This is a genomic window from Micromonospora sp. LZ34 (assembly GCF_052981855.1).
The window spans coordinates 90,661-106,360 of the sequence record NZ_JBRIQN010000022.1 but is presented as its reverse complement, the minus strand read 5'-3'; the positions used below and the strand labels follow the sequence as shown (position 1 = coordinate 106,360).

Sequence of the window (15,700 nt, the reverse complement as noted above, 5' to 3'; positions counted from 1 at the left end):
CCGTGCGGGACAGTTTCGTCGACACCACCACCGCGTTGCTGGCCGAGGACCCGCGTACCGCGCTGGTGCTCGCCGACATCTCCGCCGCCGCGTTCGCCCCGGCCGCCCGCCGGCACCCGGACCGGGTGCTCAACGTCGGCATCCGGGAGCAGTTGATGGTCGGCGTGGCCGGCGGGCTCGCGCTGACCGGGCTGCGCCCGATCGTGCACAGCTACGCCCCGTTCCTCGTCGAGCGGGCGTACGAGCAGCTCAAGCTGGACCTCGACCACCAGGGGGCGAGGGCCGTGCTGGTCAGCGTGGGCGCCTCGTACGACCGGGCTGCCGCCGGGCGCACCCACCTTTCCCCGGCCGACGTCTCGCTGATCGACACGCTGCACGGGTGGACCGTGCACGTGCCCGGGCACCCCGGCGAGGCGCCGGCGCTGCTGCGCGCCGCGGTGGCCACCGACGGCTCGGCGTACCTGCGGCTCTCCACCCTGCAGAACCACCGGCCGCGCGGCGGCGACGGCGCGCTGGACCTGGTCCGGGACGCCGGGCCGGGCGCGCCGCTGCTGGTCGCGGTCGGGCCGGTGCTGGACGCCGCGGTGGCCGCGGTGGCCGACCTGGGCGTCTCGGTGGCGTACACCCACCGGCCCCGACCGTTCGACGTCGCGGGGCTGCGGGCGCTGGCCGGCGCCGAGGTGATCCTGGTCGAGCCCTACCTGGCCGGGACGTCGGCCCGGGTGGTGTCGGCGGCGCTGGCCGACCGGCCGCACCGGCTGCTGGCGCTCGGGGTGGGCCGGCAGGAGTTGCGCCGCTACGGGTCGGCCGAGGACCACACCCGCTGGCACGGGTTGGACGCGGCCGGGCTGCGCCACTCGGTGACCGGGTTCCTGGCGCCGGCGCTGGCGGCGGCCGGCCGCTGAGCGGCCGCGCCGAGCGGGGCCCGCCGGACGGGCGGGCCGAGGGTCAGCGGGTCGGGGTGCCGGCGGGCCGGCGGCGGGTGCGCTCGCGGCCGAGGATCCAGAGCGCCTCGACCCCGTCCTTCCAGGTGATCTTCTTGCCCTCCTCGCGGTTGCGGGCGCGGTAGCTGATCGGCACCTCGTAGGGCCGGATCCGGCGGCGCAGCAGCTTGCCGGTCACCTCGGCCTCCATGCCGAAGCCGCGGGAGCGGACGTCGAGCGAGCGGTAGAGGGCGACCGGCATCAGCTTGAAGCAGGTCTCCAGGTCACCGATGTAGGAGTTGAACAACACGTTCGCGGCCATCGTGACGCCCTTGTTGCCCATCACGTACCAGAAGCTGTAGGCGCTGTGGCTGCCGAACGTGCGATTGCCGTAGACCACCGTGGCGCGGCCGTCGAGCACCGGGTCGAGCAGCTTGGGGATGTCCTGCGGGTCGTACTCCAGGTCGGCGTCGAGGATGACCATGTAGTCGCCCTCGGCGTTGTCGACCGCCGTCTTGATGGCCGCGCCCTTGCCCGCGTTACGCGGGTGGGTGATGACCCGCAGCCGCGCGTCGTCGGCCCGGCCGAGGATCTCCCCGGTGCCGTCCCGGCTGCCGTCGTCGACCACGACCAGCTCGATCTCGCACGGGTAATCGACCGCCAATGCCTGCTTGAGGGCATCCGCGATGCGTTCTTCCTCGTTGTAGACCGGCATGAGGATCGAGAGCTTCACGGGAATCTCCACGGTGGCGACAATGTGTCGGGCCTAGCCTAGCCTGGCTGGTCAGCGCGGCGGTCGCCGCCACCGCCGGGCGTCCCGGGTGGCGGCGTCAGGCCGATGGTGTTTACTTCCGGCCATGTCGGCAGCCGGCTACCCGCTCGCCCTGGCGCCCGTCGCCGCCCTCGTCCTGCTGACCGTCGCCCTGCGGCCGGCCGAGCCGGCCACGGTGGCGCCACTGCGGCTGGCCGTGGTTCGGGCCGCGCTGCTGACCGGCGCCTTCGCGGTACTCACCGTGGAGCTGCTCGGCGCGCTGCGCCTGCTCACCCGGCCGGCGTTCGCGATCGCCTGGCTGCTCTTCCTGGTCGCCGCCGGGGTGGCGGTCGGCGGGCGCCGCCGCCGGGACGCGGCGCGGTCGACCGGGTCGGTCGTCGTCGCCCGGCCCGGTGCGCTGGTCGGGGCGACCGCCGGCGAGCCGGCCCGGCCGGCCGGCGCCGGCATCCCGGTCAGCGACCGGCCCGCACCCGCCGGCCCGGCCGACGACACTCCCGGCCGCGCCGGCTGGTCGACCCGGCTGGCCGGGTGGTGGCGTACGGCGGGTCGGGGCGAGCGGCTGCTCGCCGGCACGGTCGGCGGTCTGGTCCTGGTCGAGCTGCTGGTCGCGCTGCTGGCCGAGCCGAACAACTTCGATTCGCAGACCTACCACCTGCCCAAGGTGGAGCACTGGGTGGCGCAGCGCGAGCTGGACTTCTGGCCCACCGCGATCCACCGCCAGGTGACCATCCCGCCGGGCGCCGAGTACCTGCTGCTGCACCTGCGCCTGTTCACCGGCGGCGACGCGCTGCACAACCTGGTGCAGTGGGCGGCCATGCTGGGTTGCCTGCTGGTCGCCACCCGGATCACCGCCCAGCTCGGCGGCGGCCGGCGGGCCCAGTTGCTCACCGCGTTCGTGCTGGCCACCACGCCGATGGTGGCGTTGCAGGCGACCAGCACGCAGACCGACCTGGTCTGCGCCGCCTGGGTGGCCGCCGCGGCCACCCTCGCGCTGGACGGGCTGCACCGACGCACCGGCGTGGGCACGCTGCTCGGGCTCGGGGCGGCCACCGGGTTGACCGCGGTCACCAAGACCAGCGGGCTGATCGCGGTCGGCCCGCTGCTGGTGCTCTGGGGGCTCGCCCAACTGCGCCTGGCCCACCTCGACCGGAGCGCGGCCCGGCCGGCCGGCGTGGCCCGTACGGTCGCCGGGTCGCTGCTGATCCTCACCGTCGCGGTCGCGGTGGTCGGCCCGTTCCTGGCCCGGGTGACCGTCGAGTTCGGCCACCCGCTCGGCCCGCCCCGGCTGCGCGAGTCCATTCCGATGGAACGGCACGACCCCGGGTCCGTCCTGGTCAACGCGCTGCGGATCGGGCACACCGCGTTCGACACCCCGCTGGCGCCGCTACGCCGGGCCGGCGCGGAGGCGATCGTCGAGGGGGCCGGCCTGATCGGGGTGGACCCGCAGGACCGGGCCACCACCTTCGGGCGGGAGACCTTCCCGGTGCCGTCCTGGTACCCGGACGAGGACCGGGTGGCCTTCCCGCTGGCCGGAGCGCTGGCGCTGCTCGGGGCGGGGTTCGCGCTGACCCGGCCCGGCCGGGTGAGCCCGGAGCGGGCGGGAGCACTGCGGGCGTACGCGGTGGTGGTGGTGGCGGCGGTGCTGCTGCACACCGCCATGATCAAGTGGCAGCCGTGGGGCAACCGGCTGCTGCTGTACGCGCTGGTGCTGGCCGTACCGCTGGCCGGGCTCTGGCTGGACGCGCTGTTCCACCGCCGGTCCGCCCCCGGCACGGAAGCCGGCGGGGCGACCACCGGTGGCCCGCACGGGCGGCGGTCGGTGGCGGTGGGGCTCGCGGTCGCCGTGCTGGCGGCGAGCGCGCTGGCCGGGGTGCTCGCGGTTTCGTACGGCTTCCCGCGCCGGCTGGTCGGCACCGGCTCGGTCTTCACCACCGGCGAGTGGGAGACCCGGTTCCTGCGCCGTCCACAGTGGGCGGAGGAGTTCCGCTGGGCGGCGGAGGCGGTCCGGGCCGCCGATGCCCGCCGGATCGGTCTGGTGCAGCAGAACGACAACTGGGAGTACCCCTGGTGGCTGCTGCTGCGCGGTCCGGACGGCCGGCCGCCGGAGCTGGTCGCGCTCCAGTCGGTGCTGCCGGAGCGGCCGCCGGCCGACCCGGCGTCGGTGGACGCGATCGTCTGCACCGGCAGCCGGCCGGCCTGCACCCGGCTGGTGCCGCCGGGCTGGCGGGTGGAGTTCCGGGGCTACGTCGGCTACGCGCTGCCGCCCGGCCGCTGACCGGACGTCGATCAGCCCCGCCAACTCCGACCGGTACGGCGGTTTGCCGGGATCGCCCGGTTCGGCAGACCGCGCGCAAGGATTCTGAGACGTATTCACATACCTGTATGCCAGGCGTTACCGTCCGGTAACTCGATCGACATCCCGCGATCGAGGCGAAAGGAGTGCGTCGATGCTTGGTTCCGCTGCCAGGCGCGAACGTGCGACTCGACGACGGTCACTCACCGCCGTCTGCGCCGCCGCTCTCGTCCTGCCGATGCTCGCCGGACCGGCCACCCCCGCCACCGCGGCCGACCGTCCGGCCATCCAGCCACTCCCCAGCCACCTGGAGGCGATCCGCGCCGCCGAGGCCACCGCGCTCTACGGCACGCCCGCCGTCCGCCCGATCGAGCAGCGCCGCACCGCGCTGATCACCATGGGCGACAGCGAGATCTCGGGCGAGGGGGTGGGCAACTACGTCCCCGGCACCCACGAACCCGGCAACTGGTGCGACCGCTCGTACGACCAGGCGGTGTTCCGCACCGGCATCGCCGCCGACGAGAAGTACAACATCGCCTGCTCCGGGGCGACCCCGTGGAACCTGATCCGGGGCGGACCCACCCAGCACAACGAGCTCAACCAGGGCGACCACCTGGCGATCAAGGCGCGGAACACGCACGTCAAGCTGATCTGGGTGGTGGTCGGCGCCAACGGCGACGGCACGATCCAGTTCGGCCCGGTCGCCACCGACTGCACCATCCGCCGGGTCTTCTTCCAGGGCCCGTGCTACCCCACCTACACCGACCAGTGGACGATCCGCACCGACGGCAGCCGGCGGGCGGTCGAGGACGCGCTCACCGACATCCGGCGGACCATGACCGACGCCGGTTACCTGCGGTCGGACTACGAGCTGGTGCTCATGTCGTACCCGAGCCCGGGCAGCCCGGACGTGGAGGACAACCCGAACTTCCCCGGCTGGTACGCCGGCGGCTGCCTGCTCTACCTGGCCGACGCGGCGTTCGCCCGGAACAAAGCGGTGCCGCTGTTCGAGGCGGCGATCCGGGCGGCGGCGACCAACACCGGCACCCGCTACCTGGACGCCAGCCGGCTGTTCCACGGCCACGAGGTGTGCACCGACAACACCTCGGTCCGCGGCCTCTACATCGAGGTCGGCACCTGGGACGAGAACGCGGCGCGGCAGTCGTTCCACCCGAACTACCGGGGGCACGGCATGTTCGCCCAGTGCATCACCCAGTTCTGGAACGCGGGCCTCCAGCGGGCCACCTGCGTCGACCCGGCCAGCACCGGCGGCGGCGTGCTCTACCCGGGGCTGTTCGAGTTCAAGCAGCTGCGCAACGTCGCCACCGGCACCTGCGTGGACGGCAGGGGCTACGACTCGCGCAACGGCACACCGCAGCAGTCGTACGGCTGCCACGGCGGGCGTAACCAGGGCTTCTGGTACGACCCGACCCGGCAGTCGCTGCACTCCGAGCTCTCCCACGACCGCTGTCTGGACGTGGCCGGCGGCACGCTGAGCGCCGGCACCGCGGTCAACATCTACGACTGCCACGGCGGCGCCAACCAGAAGTTCGTGCTCGCCGGCAACCAGATCAAGGCGGCCGGCAACACCAACCTCTGCCTGGCGTTCGACAGCCCGTGGCTGGGCAGCCCGCGGCTGCGGCTGGCCACCTGCTCGACGAGCACCCGGCAGCAGTGGTCGTTCGAGTCCCGCAACTTCGCCAACCCGGTCGGCTACGGCCACGACGACTTCATCGGCTCCCGGGTGTACTGATTGATCCTCGTACCGGCAGTGGCCGCCCTCCCGGGGCGGCCACTGCTCACGCGTGGGGTGGTGCGCTACTTCTGCTTCGCCGGCACGACGATCAGGCGGGCCACGCCGCCGTCGCCCTCCTTGGCGCCGGCCACGCCGACGATCGTGCCGACCTTGATGTCGGTCGACCGGATCGTGGTGCGGCGCTCGACGACGCGCAGCTTGTCGCCGAAGGTCCAGGTCATGGTGAAGCCGTCGGTGGACTTCACGGTCATCGAGTCGCCGTCGATCGCGGTCACCTCGCCGCGCTGCACGGCGACGGTCTTCGTACCGTCCTTGGTCTGCACCACGGCCTCGCCGTGCAGGGTGTTGCGGCGCAGCAGCACCCGGGCCTTCCGGCGCTCACGCCCCTCCTCGGCGCGCTCGCGCCGCGGCTTCTCCCCGGTCGCGGCCGGCGGCGCGGTCGCGGCCAGGGTGTCCACCTCCAGGTCGACGGCGTCGAAGCCCAGCGCGGCGAGCGCCTGGCCCTCCGCGCCCATCGCGGCGGCCACCTCGACGGCGGTCTCCCGGACCGGCTGACCGGCCGGCTCGGCGGCCCCGCAGCCGGCGACGCCGAGCGTGACCGCCGCGAGCAGCGTGGTGGCGGCGAATCCCCAACGTGCCATGAGTCTTCCTCTCGTCGTGGTGCTACCAGCCTCCCCCGCGTCGGCGAGCGGAGCGTCAGGCCGATGTTCGAGCCGGGTAAGGATCGGGCGGGAGCCGGACGGTGAAGGCCGCGCCACCTTCCGGAGCGTGTCCCGCCCCGATATCCCCGCCGAGCCGGCGGACCAGGCCGGCGGCGAGCGCCAGCCCCAGCCCGCTACCCACCTTGCGCACCCCGCGGTACCGCTGGTGCAGCGCCCCGCGTTCGAACGCCACCGCCAGGTCGTCGTCGGTGAAGCCGGGTCCGCCGTCGCGGACCTCGACCACGCCGCCGGTGGCCGGGTCCGCGCCCGCCGGCCGGACCGCGAGCACCACCGGCGCCCCCGGCGGTACGACCCGCAGCGCGTTCTCCAACAGCCCGTCGACCACCTGCCGGATCCGGCCCGGGTCGGTGTACACGGGCACCGGCCGGTCCGGGACCTCGACCCGGAACGTCACCCCGACCGCCGCGCACCGGCCGGCCCAGGTCCGCTCCGCGTCGACCGCCAGCCGGGTCAGGTCGACCGGCACCGGTTCCAGCGGGAAATCGGCCGCCTCCAGCCGGGCCAGCGCCAGCAGGTCGCTGACCAGGCGGTCCAGGTGTTCCGCCTCGGCCAGCACGGTTCGCCCGGTGCCGGCCACCTCGGTCGCGGGGATCACGTCGTCGGCCAGCGCCTCGGCGTAGCCGCGGATCGCGGTCAGCGGGGTGCGCAACTCGTGCGAGACGGAGAGCAGGAACTCCCGCTGCCGGCCCTCGCTGGTGGCCAGGGCGGCGGCCAGCCCGTTCAGCGCGTACGCCAGGTCGGCCACCTCGTCGGGCGGCTCCACCGGCACCCGTACGGTCCGGTCCCCGGCGCGCAGCCGGGCGGCGGCCTCGGCGGCGCGCCGGATCGGGCGGGCCAGCCGGCGGGCCAGCAGCAGCCCGGCGACCAACCCGGCGGCCAGCCCGGCCAGCAGCGGCAGCCAGAGGCTGGGCAGCACCTGCCGCCACGGAGCAATGGACCGGGAACGGGTCAGCACCACTCCGTTGCCGCCGGGCAGGGCCCGCCCCTCGATCAGGGCGCGCCGCCCGTCGACCGGCCGGCGGGTCGAGACGTTGCGCCCCTCGGCCACGCGCTGCACCACCCGGGCCGGCAGCCCGGGCCGATCCGCGACACCCCGCCGGATCAGGTACGCGTCGACGCCCTGCGCGCGCAGCTGGCGGACCAGCCGTTCCTCGTCGGCGGTGCGTCCGGTCTCCAGCCGGGGGCGCAGCACCTCGGCGGCGAGCCGGGCCTGCGCGGCCAGCGCCTCCTGGTCGCGCCGCTCGACCCCGCGAATCGCGACGGGCACCGCGGCGATCGCGGTGACCAGCACCGAGACCAGGGCGACCGCGCAGGTGACCAGCACCGCGCGGGAGGTCAGCGTACGGCCGGAACGGTGGCGGGGCGGTGCCGGCGGCGGGCCGACCACCGGCAGGGCCAGGGTCGGCTCAGCCATCGGCGGCGTATCCCACGCCCCGGTGGGTGCGGATCACGCCGGCCGCGCCGAGCTTCGCCCGCACCTGCGCCACGTGCACGTCGACCGTCCGGGTGCCGGCGTGCGCGGCGTAGCCCCAGACCGCGGCCAGCAGCTCCTCCCGGGTGAACACCCGACCGGGCCGGGCCATCAGATGGGCGAGCAGGTCGAACTCGGTGCTGGTCAGCTGGACCGGGACGCCGGCGACGGTCACCGTCCGGCGGGCCGGGTCGAGGGTCACCTGGCCGACCACCCGGGGCCGGTCCACCTCGGGCGCCCCCGCCGTGCGGCGCAGCACCGCCCGCACCCGGGCGACCAGTTCCCGCGGGCTGAACGGCTTGGTGACGTAGTCGTCCGCGCCCAGTTCCAGGCCGACGACCCGGTCGACCTCGTCGTCCCGGGCGGTGAGGAAGATGACCGGGGTCCAGTCGCCGGCCTCGCGCAGCCGCCGGCAGACCTCGGTGCCGGTCAGCCCGGGCAGCGCGATGTCGAGCACGCAGGCCACCGGGCGCAGCCGGCGGGCCGCGGCCAGCCCGGCCGTCCCGTCCCGTTCCAGGTGTACGCCGAACCCGTCCCGGGTCAGGTAGAGCCGGACCAGGTCCGCGATGGCCGGCTCGTCCTCGACCACGAGGACGAGCCCGCGCGGCTGGGCGTCGACGGTCACCGGCCCATGATTGCCCACCGGGGCGGCGACGCGGACGTCGGCGGATGTTCGGGTTCGGTAAGGACACGCCGGGGCGGGATGCCCCGGCCGGCGGTCAGCGGACCGTGGCGGGACGGAAGGTGGCCGGCCGCGCGGCCGCGGGCGCGTCGCCGATGGTCGCCACGATCCGCTCCCGGGCGCTGCGCAGCCGGGTCCGGAAGGCGTGGTTGAGCAGGGCGTCGAGCTGCCACACCTGCTTCGGGTGCTGGGTCCGGATGACGAACCGCTCGCGGACCCCGTCGATCGCGGTGGCGGCCAGCTCGACGGAGTGCAGCCGGGGGTCGGGGCTCCAGGTGACGTTGCTCAGCTCGCGCAGTTCGGTGTTGAGGTGCAGGCGCAGCCGGTGCAGCACCCGGGTCTGCTGGGTGACGACCAGCCGGCGGTGGGTGAGCAGCAGCAGGTACTCGCCCGCCATCGGGCGGTCGGGACGGCCGCACCGGGTGACCAGGATGGTCGCGTCGCCGGAGCCGACGCAACGGCGGAAGATCGGCATGTGCCGGGTGGCGGTCTGCACCGCCAGGCCGGCCTCGGAGGCGGCCGGGAGGAACGTTCGGGAGAAGACGTCCATGCCCTGCCCAACGACGGCCGCACGAGGGTGACGCGGCTCACACGACAGTTTTGGAAGTTCCACGACGCCGCGTCGCACCGTCTGTGCGACGGCGGGGCGGGTGGCGGCCGCGACCGGGGCCGCGGCCGCCGTCAGCGGGTCAGCGGCGGAGGGCCCCGGACCTCACGGGCGGTGCCAGCGCGTCGGCGCCGTCCCGGTCATCCGGTAACCCGGCTGTTCGAGGTCGAGGTAGTTGCTGTCGATGTTGATTCGGACGCCGCCCCAGGTCTCGTAGTGGTCGCCCTGGTACTGCTTCATCCGGCGCTTCGGCGCCCAGTAGCTCGCCGGGATGGCCGGGTCCGACACCGTCTGGACCCCGTCCCAGCGGGCGAAGTCGAGCATGTCGGGGCGGGCGTAGCCGGGCCGCTCGTAGGCCGCCACCTGGTCGCGGAGGCCGTACGAGCCCACCGAGGTGTAGAGGCCGGACAGATAGCCGACCTCGTGCAACCGGGTGGTCCACGCGCTCGCGAAGGTGTCGACCGCAACGGTGCAGGCCGCGTCGCCCTCGTAGTGCTCGATGTCCAGGATGATCGTGCTGTTCGACGTGAGACCCAGGTTCCGCGCGTTGAGCGCCGCGTCGTCGGCCGCCTCGCGCCCCTGGGCGGCCGCCCGCGTCGGGTCGATCCGGCGCAGGTACGTCGTGCACGGCGCCTGGAGCCCGACGTAGAGCGGGAAGAACCGCCAGCCCGCCGCCTGCTGGGTGCTGACCCAGTCCTTCGTCAGGTTGGCCTGGGCGCAGCCCCGGTTGACCCCGCCGATGTAGATGCCCACCGCCCGGTACGGCGACTGGAGCCACGCGTTCATCTGCTCGTTCGAGGGTGCGGCGCAGGTGTCGAAGCCCAGGCCGGTGAAGGTGCCCGGGTGCGGTCCGGTGTAGCCGGCCGCGGCAGCCGGCGCCGGCCGGCTGGTCACCGCCGCGCCCACGAGGAGCGCGGCGACCGCGGCCGCGGCGAGGACGTGTCGGGCGGTACGGCGCAGGGCGGGCCGGGCAGGGATGAGCGTCACGGGTCTCCCGATCTGACGGGGGCGGAGAGGCGGCGGAACGGGACGGTCCGTCGGACCCTCCACCCGCCGCGTTCGGATCATCCCCGCTCGGCCGGCGACTGTCCAGTTCGGTCGCCCGGCCGGTGCGGCCGACCGGGTCGGCGGTGACCACCCGGTCGCCCGTCCGGGTCAGGCCGGATCCGGCTCCAGCAGCTCGGCCAGCCAGCCGGGCACCGCCGCGGCGTACTCGGACCGGGCGGGGTCGGCGGTGTCCAGGGCACGCCGCCAGGAGAGCAAGCGGCTCACCTTGGTCACCCCGATGGCCAGCGCGGCCGCCTCGCGCAGGGTGGCCCGGTCGTACCGGTCCGTCCACGCCTCCAGGTACGCGTTGCGCAACCGGACCAGCGCCGGGTCGCCGGGGGCGAGTGCGAGGACGTGACCGACCGAGTTCAGCGTCACGAGCAGGGTGCCGAACGGGTGCGCCACCGAGGCGTCGCCCCAGTCGAAGAAGCGGTAACCGTCGGCGGTGACGAAGACGTTGCCGTCGTGCAGGTCGTCGTGCTGAAGACTGGCCGGGATGCCGATCTCGGCGAGTCGCCGGCACCGGTCGGCGTAGTGGGGCAGCAGCCCGCGCAGCCGGTCGTACGTCTCGGGGCTGAGCCCGTCCTCGGCGCCGATCAGCAGCGACCCACGATCGTCGAGCAGCTCGGCGAGGAGGCGAGGCAGGATCTCGGGCCGGTGGTCGGGCACGCGGGCGGCGAGCAGCTCGTCGACCCGGGGAGCGAGGGCGAGCTGGAGCGCCGCGTAGTCGGGCAGGACCTGCTCCCAGCGGGTCAGGTCCCGGTCCCGGGCGAGCAGGTCGCGCAGCGACTCGCCGCCGTCGGGCAGCAGCGACCAGCCCCGGTCCGCGTCCACGGCGATCGGGTCGAGCACCCGACCGGGCGTGCGCCGGGCCAGCACGGCCAGCAGCCCGGCCTCGTGCGCGGTGCCCGGGTTGTTCGCCTTGAACCAGGCGTCCCCGGCATCGGTCGGCACCCGCCAGACCAGCGACCAGGGACGGATCCGGGGCTCGACCGGGCCGGTGACCCGCCGGCCCTGCCGGCCGAGCTGGTCGGTCACCCAGTCGAGGGCGGCGGCCTGCCAGTGCGGGTCGGCCCAGCCGGTGTGCGGCGTCGAGGTGGCGGTCACGCACGGCAATGTAGGCCCCCGCCGCCCGCCGGGCGAGGCCATTACCGGCCTCCCATCCCTAACGACCGGCGGACGCCCGGGAACCGACCGCCGACTCGGCGGGGCCCCGCCCGGCCGCCGGTGCCGGGGCGGTGGGTCAGAGCAGCTCGACGATGGTGGCGTTGGCCATGCCGCCGCCCTCGCACATCGTCTGCAGGCCGTAGCGGATGCCGTTGTCGCGCATGTGGGCGAGCATCGTGGTCATGATCCGGGCGCCGGACGCGCCCAGCGGGTGCCCGAGGGCGATCGCGCCGCCGCGCGGGTTGAGCCGCTCCGGGGCCGCCTCCGTCTCCGCCAGCCAGGCCAGCGGCACCGGGGCGAACGCCTCGTTCACCTCGTACACCCCGATCTCCTCGATGCCCAGCCCCGCGCGGCGCAGCGCCTTGGCGGTGGCCGGGATGGGGGCGGTGAGCATGGTGACCGGGTCGTCCGCGGCGACCACGGCGGTGTGGACGCGGGCCAGCGGGCGCAGGCCGTGTCGGCTGGCCCACTCGCTGGTGGTGACGGCGAGCGCCGCCGCGCCGTCGCTGATCTGCGACGCGGAGCCGGCGGTGACCACGCCGTCGGGCCGGAACGGGGTGGGCAGTTCGCCGAGCTTCGCCAGCGAGGTGTCCCGCCGGATGCCCTCGTCGGCGGCGAACTTGCCGCCGTCGGCCAGGGCCACCGGGGCGAGTTCGGCGTCGAACGCGCCGGCGTCCTGCGCGGCGGCCGCCTTCTCGTGGCTGGCCAGCGCGTACTCGTCGAGCTGGGCCCGGGAGAAGCGCCAGCGCTGGGCGATCAGCTCGGCCCCGACGCCCTGGTTGAACGGCAGGGGGGACTCGTCGGCGAAGCCGGTCACGCCCCGGTAGCGGTCGCGCACCTGGTCGCTGAAGGGCATCCCACCGGCCACGCTGGAGCCCATCGGCACCCGGGACATCGACTCCACGCCGCCGGCGACCACCAGGTCGGCCTGGCCGGAGAGCACGGTGGCGGCGGCGAAGTGCAGCGCCTGCTGGCTCGACCCGCACTGCCGGTCGAGCGTGGTGCCGGGCACCGACTCCGGCCAGCCGGCGGCCAGTACGCCGTTGCGGGCGATGTTCCACGACTGCTCGCCGACCTGCGACACGCAGCCCCAGATGACGTCGTCGACCTGCTCCGGGTCGATGCCGGTGCGCTCAGCGAGGGCGCGCAGCACGTGCGCCGACAGGTCCACCGGGTGGACCGTGGCCAGGCTGCCCTTGCGCCGCCCCACCGGGGTGCGTACCGCGCCGACGATAACCGCGTCACTCATGTCTACTCCCCGGTAACTTGGGTCGTCCCCGATCCTACGTCCTCGGCGGGGCGGTCGTCCCCCCACGGGGCGCTGGCATGCTGGGCGGATGGAAGCTGAGTCGTCGGGGCAGTGGCGGGTGCCCGCCGCCCTGCCGGTGCTGAAGGCCGCCGGCGCGGTCGTGCTGGTGGCGCTCGGGCTGCTCCTCGCCGGCGGCGATCCGGTCCAGCTGGTGCTCGCCGGGCTGGCCGCCGCCGCGCTGCTCGGCTGGGCACTGCGCGACGTGGTCGCCCCGGTCCGGCTGGCCGTCGACCCCGAGGGCATCACCGTGATCGCGGGCTGGGCCGGGCGCCGCCGGCTGCCCTGGACCGCGGTCGAGGCGATCACCGTGGACCGCCGCGCCCGGCTGGGCCTGACCAGCGAGGTGCTGGAGATCGACGCCGGCGAGTCGCTGCACCTGTTCGGCCGCTCCGACCTGGGCGCCGAGCCGGCCGAGGTGGCCGAGGCGCTGCGCAGTGCCCGCCCGGCGGCCTGACCCGCCGCTCAGCCGACCAGGGCGGCGGTACGGACCAGCGCCAGGCCGAGCAGCGCCAGCACCAGGAGCGCGCCGCCGGCCAGCTGCACCAGCGTGCGCCGCGACCGCGGGGCGTACGCCAGCACCAGCGCCATCGCCGCGCCGACCACCAGGCCGCCCAGGTGCCCGGGGATGGAGATGCCCGGCACGGTCAGGGTGAAGACCAGGTTGACCACCAGGATCGGGATGACCTGGGAGATGTCCCGGCCCATCTTCCGTTCGATCACGATGAGCGCGGCGAAGAGCCCGAAGATGGCCGTGGAGGCGCCGGCGGTGGTCACGTTCGGCTCGCTGAACAGGTACGCGGCGACGTTCCCGCCGAAACCGGCGAGCAGGTAGAGCGACAGGAAGCGCAGCGGCCCGAGGTTGGCCTCCAGCGACCGGCCGAGCACCCACAGCGCCCACATGTTCAGCAGCAGGTGGACCACGCCGAAGTGCAGGAACATCGCGGTGACCAGCCGGTACCACTGGCCCTCGGCGATGCCGCCGACAGCTCCGTCGGGGAACATCGCACCGCCCAGCACCGAGCCCCAGTCGGTGAGCGGGGTGGGGCCGCCCAGCAGGCCGCCGAAGCCGGAACCGCCGGCGGCCGCGTCGCCGCCGCGGTCGGAGGCGATGGAGAGCAGCATCAGCAGCACGTTGAGCGCGATCAGCGCCTTGGTCACGTAGCCGTGCCGGCCGGCGGCACCGCCACCGAAGGCGGTACGCGCCGGCCGCACGCTACGGCGTCCTTCGTTGACGCACTCCGGGCACTGGTGCCCGACCGACGCCTCCCGCATGCAGTCCGGGCAGATCGGCCGGTCGCAGCGGGTGCACCGGACGTAGGTCTCCCGGCCCGGGTGCCGGTAGCAGACCGGGGTGGTCGGCGGCGACTCGCTCATCGCGCCGGCCTTTCCTCCGGGACCGTACGGTCCCGCCGGGCCCGCCCTCCGGAGCGCTCAGTCATGCGAGCAAAGGTACCTCGCCGAGGCTCAGCCCTCGGCGTGCTCGATCTCGACCCGCTCGATGACCACGTCCTGCAGCGGCCGGTCACTCGGGCCGGTCGGGGTGTTGGCGATCGTGTCGACGACCTTCGCCGAGGCCTCGTCGGCGACCTGACCGAAGATGGTGTGCCGGTTGTTCAGGTGCGGCGTCGGCGAGACGGTGATGAAGAACTGCGAGCCGTTGGTGCCGGGCCCGGCGTTCGCCATCGCCAGCAGGTACGGCCGGTCGAAGCGCAGCTCCGGGTGGAACTCGTCGGCGAACTTGTAGCCGGGGCCACCGCGACCGGTGCCGGTCGGGTCGCCCATCTGGACCATGAAGCCGCTGATCACCCGGTGCGAGATGGTGCCGTCGTAGTACGGTCCGCTGCCCGGCTGACCGGTGCGCGGGTCGATGTATTCGCGCTTGCCCTCGGCCAGCTCGACGAAGTTGCGGACGGTCTTCGGCGCGTGGTTGGGGAAGAGCTCCAGCCGGATCGGGCCGGCGTTGGTGTGCAAGGTGGCGTAGACAGCCTCGGCCACGGGTACTCCTCACTCGTTGGTCAGTTCCATGCGGATCCTCCCATGTGCCCGATCTGGCCATGCGGAGGCATCCGAAGGTGGAGGATGACGGAGGAACAACTCCCAGGAGGTGGGACCGTGTTTGGAATCGGGCGGCGTAAGTCCCAGGGGCAGCTCGCCAGGGCCGAGCTGAACCAGAGCATCAGCCACCTGATGCAGGCAGCCAACCATGCCGCGAAGGGTGCCGGCGCGAACGTCGGCCCGCGGGTCCAGGCGGCCCGGGGCTTCGTCGCGCCGACGGCGGCGAAGGTGCGTGACCGCGCCGCGACCGGCTGGGGGACCACGCTCACCACGCTCGCCCCGCTGGCCGCCGCCGCCCGTGACGGTGCCGGGCAGGCGGGCTCGATGACCAGGAAGGCCAAGGCGAAGAACATGCGGATCACTGGCAAGAAGAAGCAGCCCCGCCGTCGCGGGTCCATGATGACCGGTCTGCTGGCCGCCGGCGCGGTGGCCGGCCTGGCCGGGGCGATGGCTCTGCGCCGCCGCCGTGAGCAGCAGGAGTGGGCCGAGTACGACCCGACCCGCACGCTGGAGCCGATGCGCGACGAGGTGGACACCATCGAGGTGAAGACGCGGTCGGCCGGCGGCACGACGGTGACCGACGCGTCCACGATGTCCAGCGGCTCGGCGGTGGCCGGCGGCCCGACCGGGGCCGGCAGCTCGGCGGTGGCCGGCGGCGACAGCGCCTCCACCACCTCCCCCGGCAAGCAGCCGACCATCCAGGAGACGAAGAAGGTCCCGTCGGTGGCCGAGGGAGCCCGGGACGTCTCCGGCCGACCGGCCGACGACCTGAGCAAGGCGATGGGCAAGGACACCGCCCGGACCAACGGGCGTCGCTGACCCGAGGGTCACCGACGCCGCTGACCCGCGGGTCGCGGGAAGCGCCGGCGAGGCGGGGGCACCCCCGCGACGCCGGC

Annotated in this window: 15 protein-coding genes; 5 read left to right on the top strand and 10 right to left on the bottom strand. The window is 74.5% G+C overall.

Annotated elements, in window-relative coordinates:
* Nucleotides 1–2 precede the first annotated feature (2 nt).
* The gene (locus tag ACVCAH_RS22755; protein WP_447138206.1) at nucleotides 3–905 is read left to right on the top strand and encodes a transketolase family protein; all 903 of its coding nucleotides are present in this window, start codon (nucleotides 3–5) and stop codon (nucleotides 903–905) included.
* A gap of 43 nt (nucleotides 906–948) precedes the next feature.
* Here ACVCAH_RS22755 and ACVCAH_RS22750 read toward each other — a convergent pair whose 3' ends face one another.
* A complete protein-coding gene (locus ACVCAH_RS22750) occupies nucleotides 949–1,656 on the bottom strand; it encodes a glycosyltransferase family 2 protein (RefSeq protein ID WP_447138226.1) in 708 nt (235 codons plus the stop codon).
* A gap of 124 nt (nucleotides 1,657–1,780) precedes the next feature.
* On the opposite strand from ACVCAH_RS22750, the gene ACVCAH_RS22745 reads away from it, so the two are divergent.
* Nucleotides 1,781–3,970 carry a hypothetical protein gene (locus ACVCAH_RS22745; protein ID WP_447138205.1) on the top strand — a complete coding sequence of 730 codons (2,190 nt, stop codon included), beginning with the start codon at nucleotides 1,781–1,783 and terminating at the stop codon, nucleotides 3,968–3,970.
* A gap of 256 nt (nucleotides 3,971–4,226) precedes the next feature.
* Nucleotides 4,227–5,741 (top strand): ricin-type beta-trefoil lectin domain protein, encoded by a 1,515-nt coding sequence (locus tag ACVCAH_RS22740; RefSeq protein WP_447138204.1) that lies wholly within the window; start codon nucleotides 4,227–4,229, stop codon nucleotides 5,739–5,741.
* A 65-nt stretch (nucleotides 5,742–5,806) separates the two neighbouring features.
* Here the strand turns inward: ACVCAH_RS22740 and ACVCAH_RS22735 are convergent, their stop codons facing one another.
* From ACVCAH_RS22735 to ACVCAH_RS22705, 7 genes are all read right to left on the bottom strand, one after another.
* A complete protein-coding gene (locus ACVCAH_RS22735) occupies nucleotides 5,807–6,385 on the bottom strand; it encodes a hypothetical protein (RefSeq protein ID WP_447138203.1) in 579 nt (192 codons plus the stop codon).
* 55 nt (nucleotides 6,386–6,440) lie between these two features.
* Nucleotides 6,441–7,880 carry a sensor histidine kinase gene (locus tag ACVCAH_RS22730; protein WP_447138202.1) on the bottom strand — a complete coding sequence of 480 codons (1,440 nt, stop codon included), beginning with the start codon at nucleotides 7,878–7,880 and terminating at the stop codon, nucleotides 6,441–6,443.
* Nucleotides 7,873–8,562, bottom strand: coding sequence for a response regulator transcription factor (locus tag ACVCAH_RS22725; RefSeq protein WP_447138201.1), 690 nt, complete (start codon nucleotides 8,560–8,562; stop codon nucleotides 7,873–7,875). Before ACVCAH_RS22725 ends, ACVCAH_RS22730 begins: the two co-directional genes overlap by 8 nt.
* Before the next feature lie 94 nt (nucleotides 8,563–8,656).
* Nucleotides 8,657–9,169, bottom strand: a complete 513-nt coding sequence (locus ACVCAH_RS22720; RefSeq protein WP_447138200.1) for a hypothetical protein — start codon at nucleotides 9,167–9,169, stop codon at nucleotides 8,657–8,659.
* Nucleotides 9,170–9,331: 162 nt separating this feature from the next.
* A complete protein-coding gene (locus ACVCAH_RS22715) occupies nucleotides 9,332–10,213 on the bottom strand; it encodes a DUF1906 domain-containing protein (RefSeq protein ID WP_447138199.1) in 882 nt (293 codons plus the stop codon).
* 168 nt (nucleotides 10,214–10,381) lie between these two features.
* Nucleotides 10,382–11,380: a phosphotransferase gene (locus ACVCAH_RS22710; RefSeq protein ID WP_447138198.1), complete on the bottom strand. Its 999-nt coding sequence runs from the start codon at nucleotides 11,378–11,380 to the stop codon at nucleotides 10,382–10,384.
* A 136-nt stretch (nucleotides 11,381–11,516) separates the two neighbouring features.
* Entirely contained in the window at nucleotides 11,517–12,689 is a 1,173-nt protein-coding gene (locus ACVCAH_RS22705; protein ID WP_447138197.1) for a thiolase family protein, read from the bottom strand.
* A gap of 88 nt (nucleotides 12,690–12,777) precedes the next feature.
* Between ACVCAH_RS22705 and ACVCAH_RS22700 the strand changes: the two genes are divergently transcribed.
* Nucleotides 12,778–13,203 (top strand): PH domain-containing protein, encoded by a 426-nt coding sequence (locus ACVCAH_RS22700; RefSeq protein ID WP_447138196.1) that lies wholly within the window; start codon nucleotides 12,778–12,780, stop codon nucleotides 13,201–13,203.
* Nucleotides 13,204–13,211: 8 nt separating this feature from the next.
* On the opposite strand, the gene ACVCAH_RS22695 is transcribed toward ACVCAH_RS22700, so the two are convergent.
* Nucleotides 13,212–14,123, bottom strand: coding sequence for a rhomboid family intramembrane serine protease (locus ACVCAH_RS22695; RefSeq protein ID WP_447138195.1), 912 nt, complete (start codon nucleotides 14,121–14,123; stop codon nucleotides 13,212–13,214).
* A gap of 90 nt (nucleotides 14,124–14,213) precedes the next feature.
* Nucleotides 14,214–14,744, bottom strand: coding sequence for a peptidylprolyl isomerase (locus ACVCAH_RS22690; protein WP_447138194.1), 531 nt, complete (start codon nucleotides 14,742–14,744; stop codon nucleotides 14,214–14,216).
* Between the two features lie 84 nt (nucleotides 14,745–14,828).
* Between ACVCAH_RS22690 and ACVCAH_RS22685 the strand changes: the two genes are divergently transcribed.
* A complete protein-coding gene (locus tag ACVCAH_RS22685; protein WP_447138193.1) occupies nucleotides 14,829–15,623 on the top strand; it encodes a hypothetical protein in 795 nt (264 codons plus the stop codon).
* Nucleotides 15,624–15,700 lie beyond the last annotated feature (77 nt).

Coding starts and splice junctions, on each gene's coding strand:
- ACVCAH_RS22745 (WP_447138205.1), top strand. CDS start 1,781: ATGTCGGCAGCCGGCTACCCGCTCGCCCTGGCGCCCGTCGCCGCCCTC.
- ACVCAH_RS22740 (WP_447138204.1), top strand. CDS start 4,227: ATGCTCGCCGGACCGGCCACCCCCGCCACCGCGGCCGACCGTCCGGCC.
- ACVCAH_RS22735 (WP_447138203.1), bottom strand. CDS start 6,385: ATGGCACGTTGGGGATTCGCCGCCACCACGCTGCTCGCGGCGGTCACG.
- ACVCAH_RS22730 (WP_447138202.1), bottom strand. CDS start 7,880: ATGGCTGAGCCGACCCTGGCCCTGCCGGTGGTCGGCCCGCCGCCGGCA.
- ACVCAH_RS22720 (WP_447138200.1), bottom strand. CDS start 9,169: ATGGACGTCTTCTCCCGAACGTTCCTCCCGGCCGCCTCCGAGGCCGGC.
- ACVCAH_RS22705 (WP_447138197.1), bottom strand. CDS start 12,689: ATGAGTGACGCGGTTATCGTCGGCGCGGTACGCACCCCGGTGGGGCGG.
- ACVCAH_RS22700 (WP_447138196.1), top strand. CDS start 12,778: ATGGAAGCTGAGTCGTCGGGGCAGTGGCGGGTGCCCGCCGCCCTGCCG.
- ACVCAH_RS22695 (WP_447138195.1), bottom strand. CDS start 14,123: ATGAGCGAGTCGCCGCCGACCACCCCGGTCTGCTACCGGCACCCGGGC.
- ACVCAH_RS22685 (WP_447138193.1), top strand. CDS start 14,829: ATGACGGAGGAACAACTCCCAGGAGGTGGGACCGTGTTTGGAATCGGG.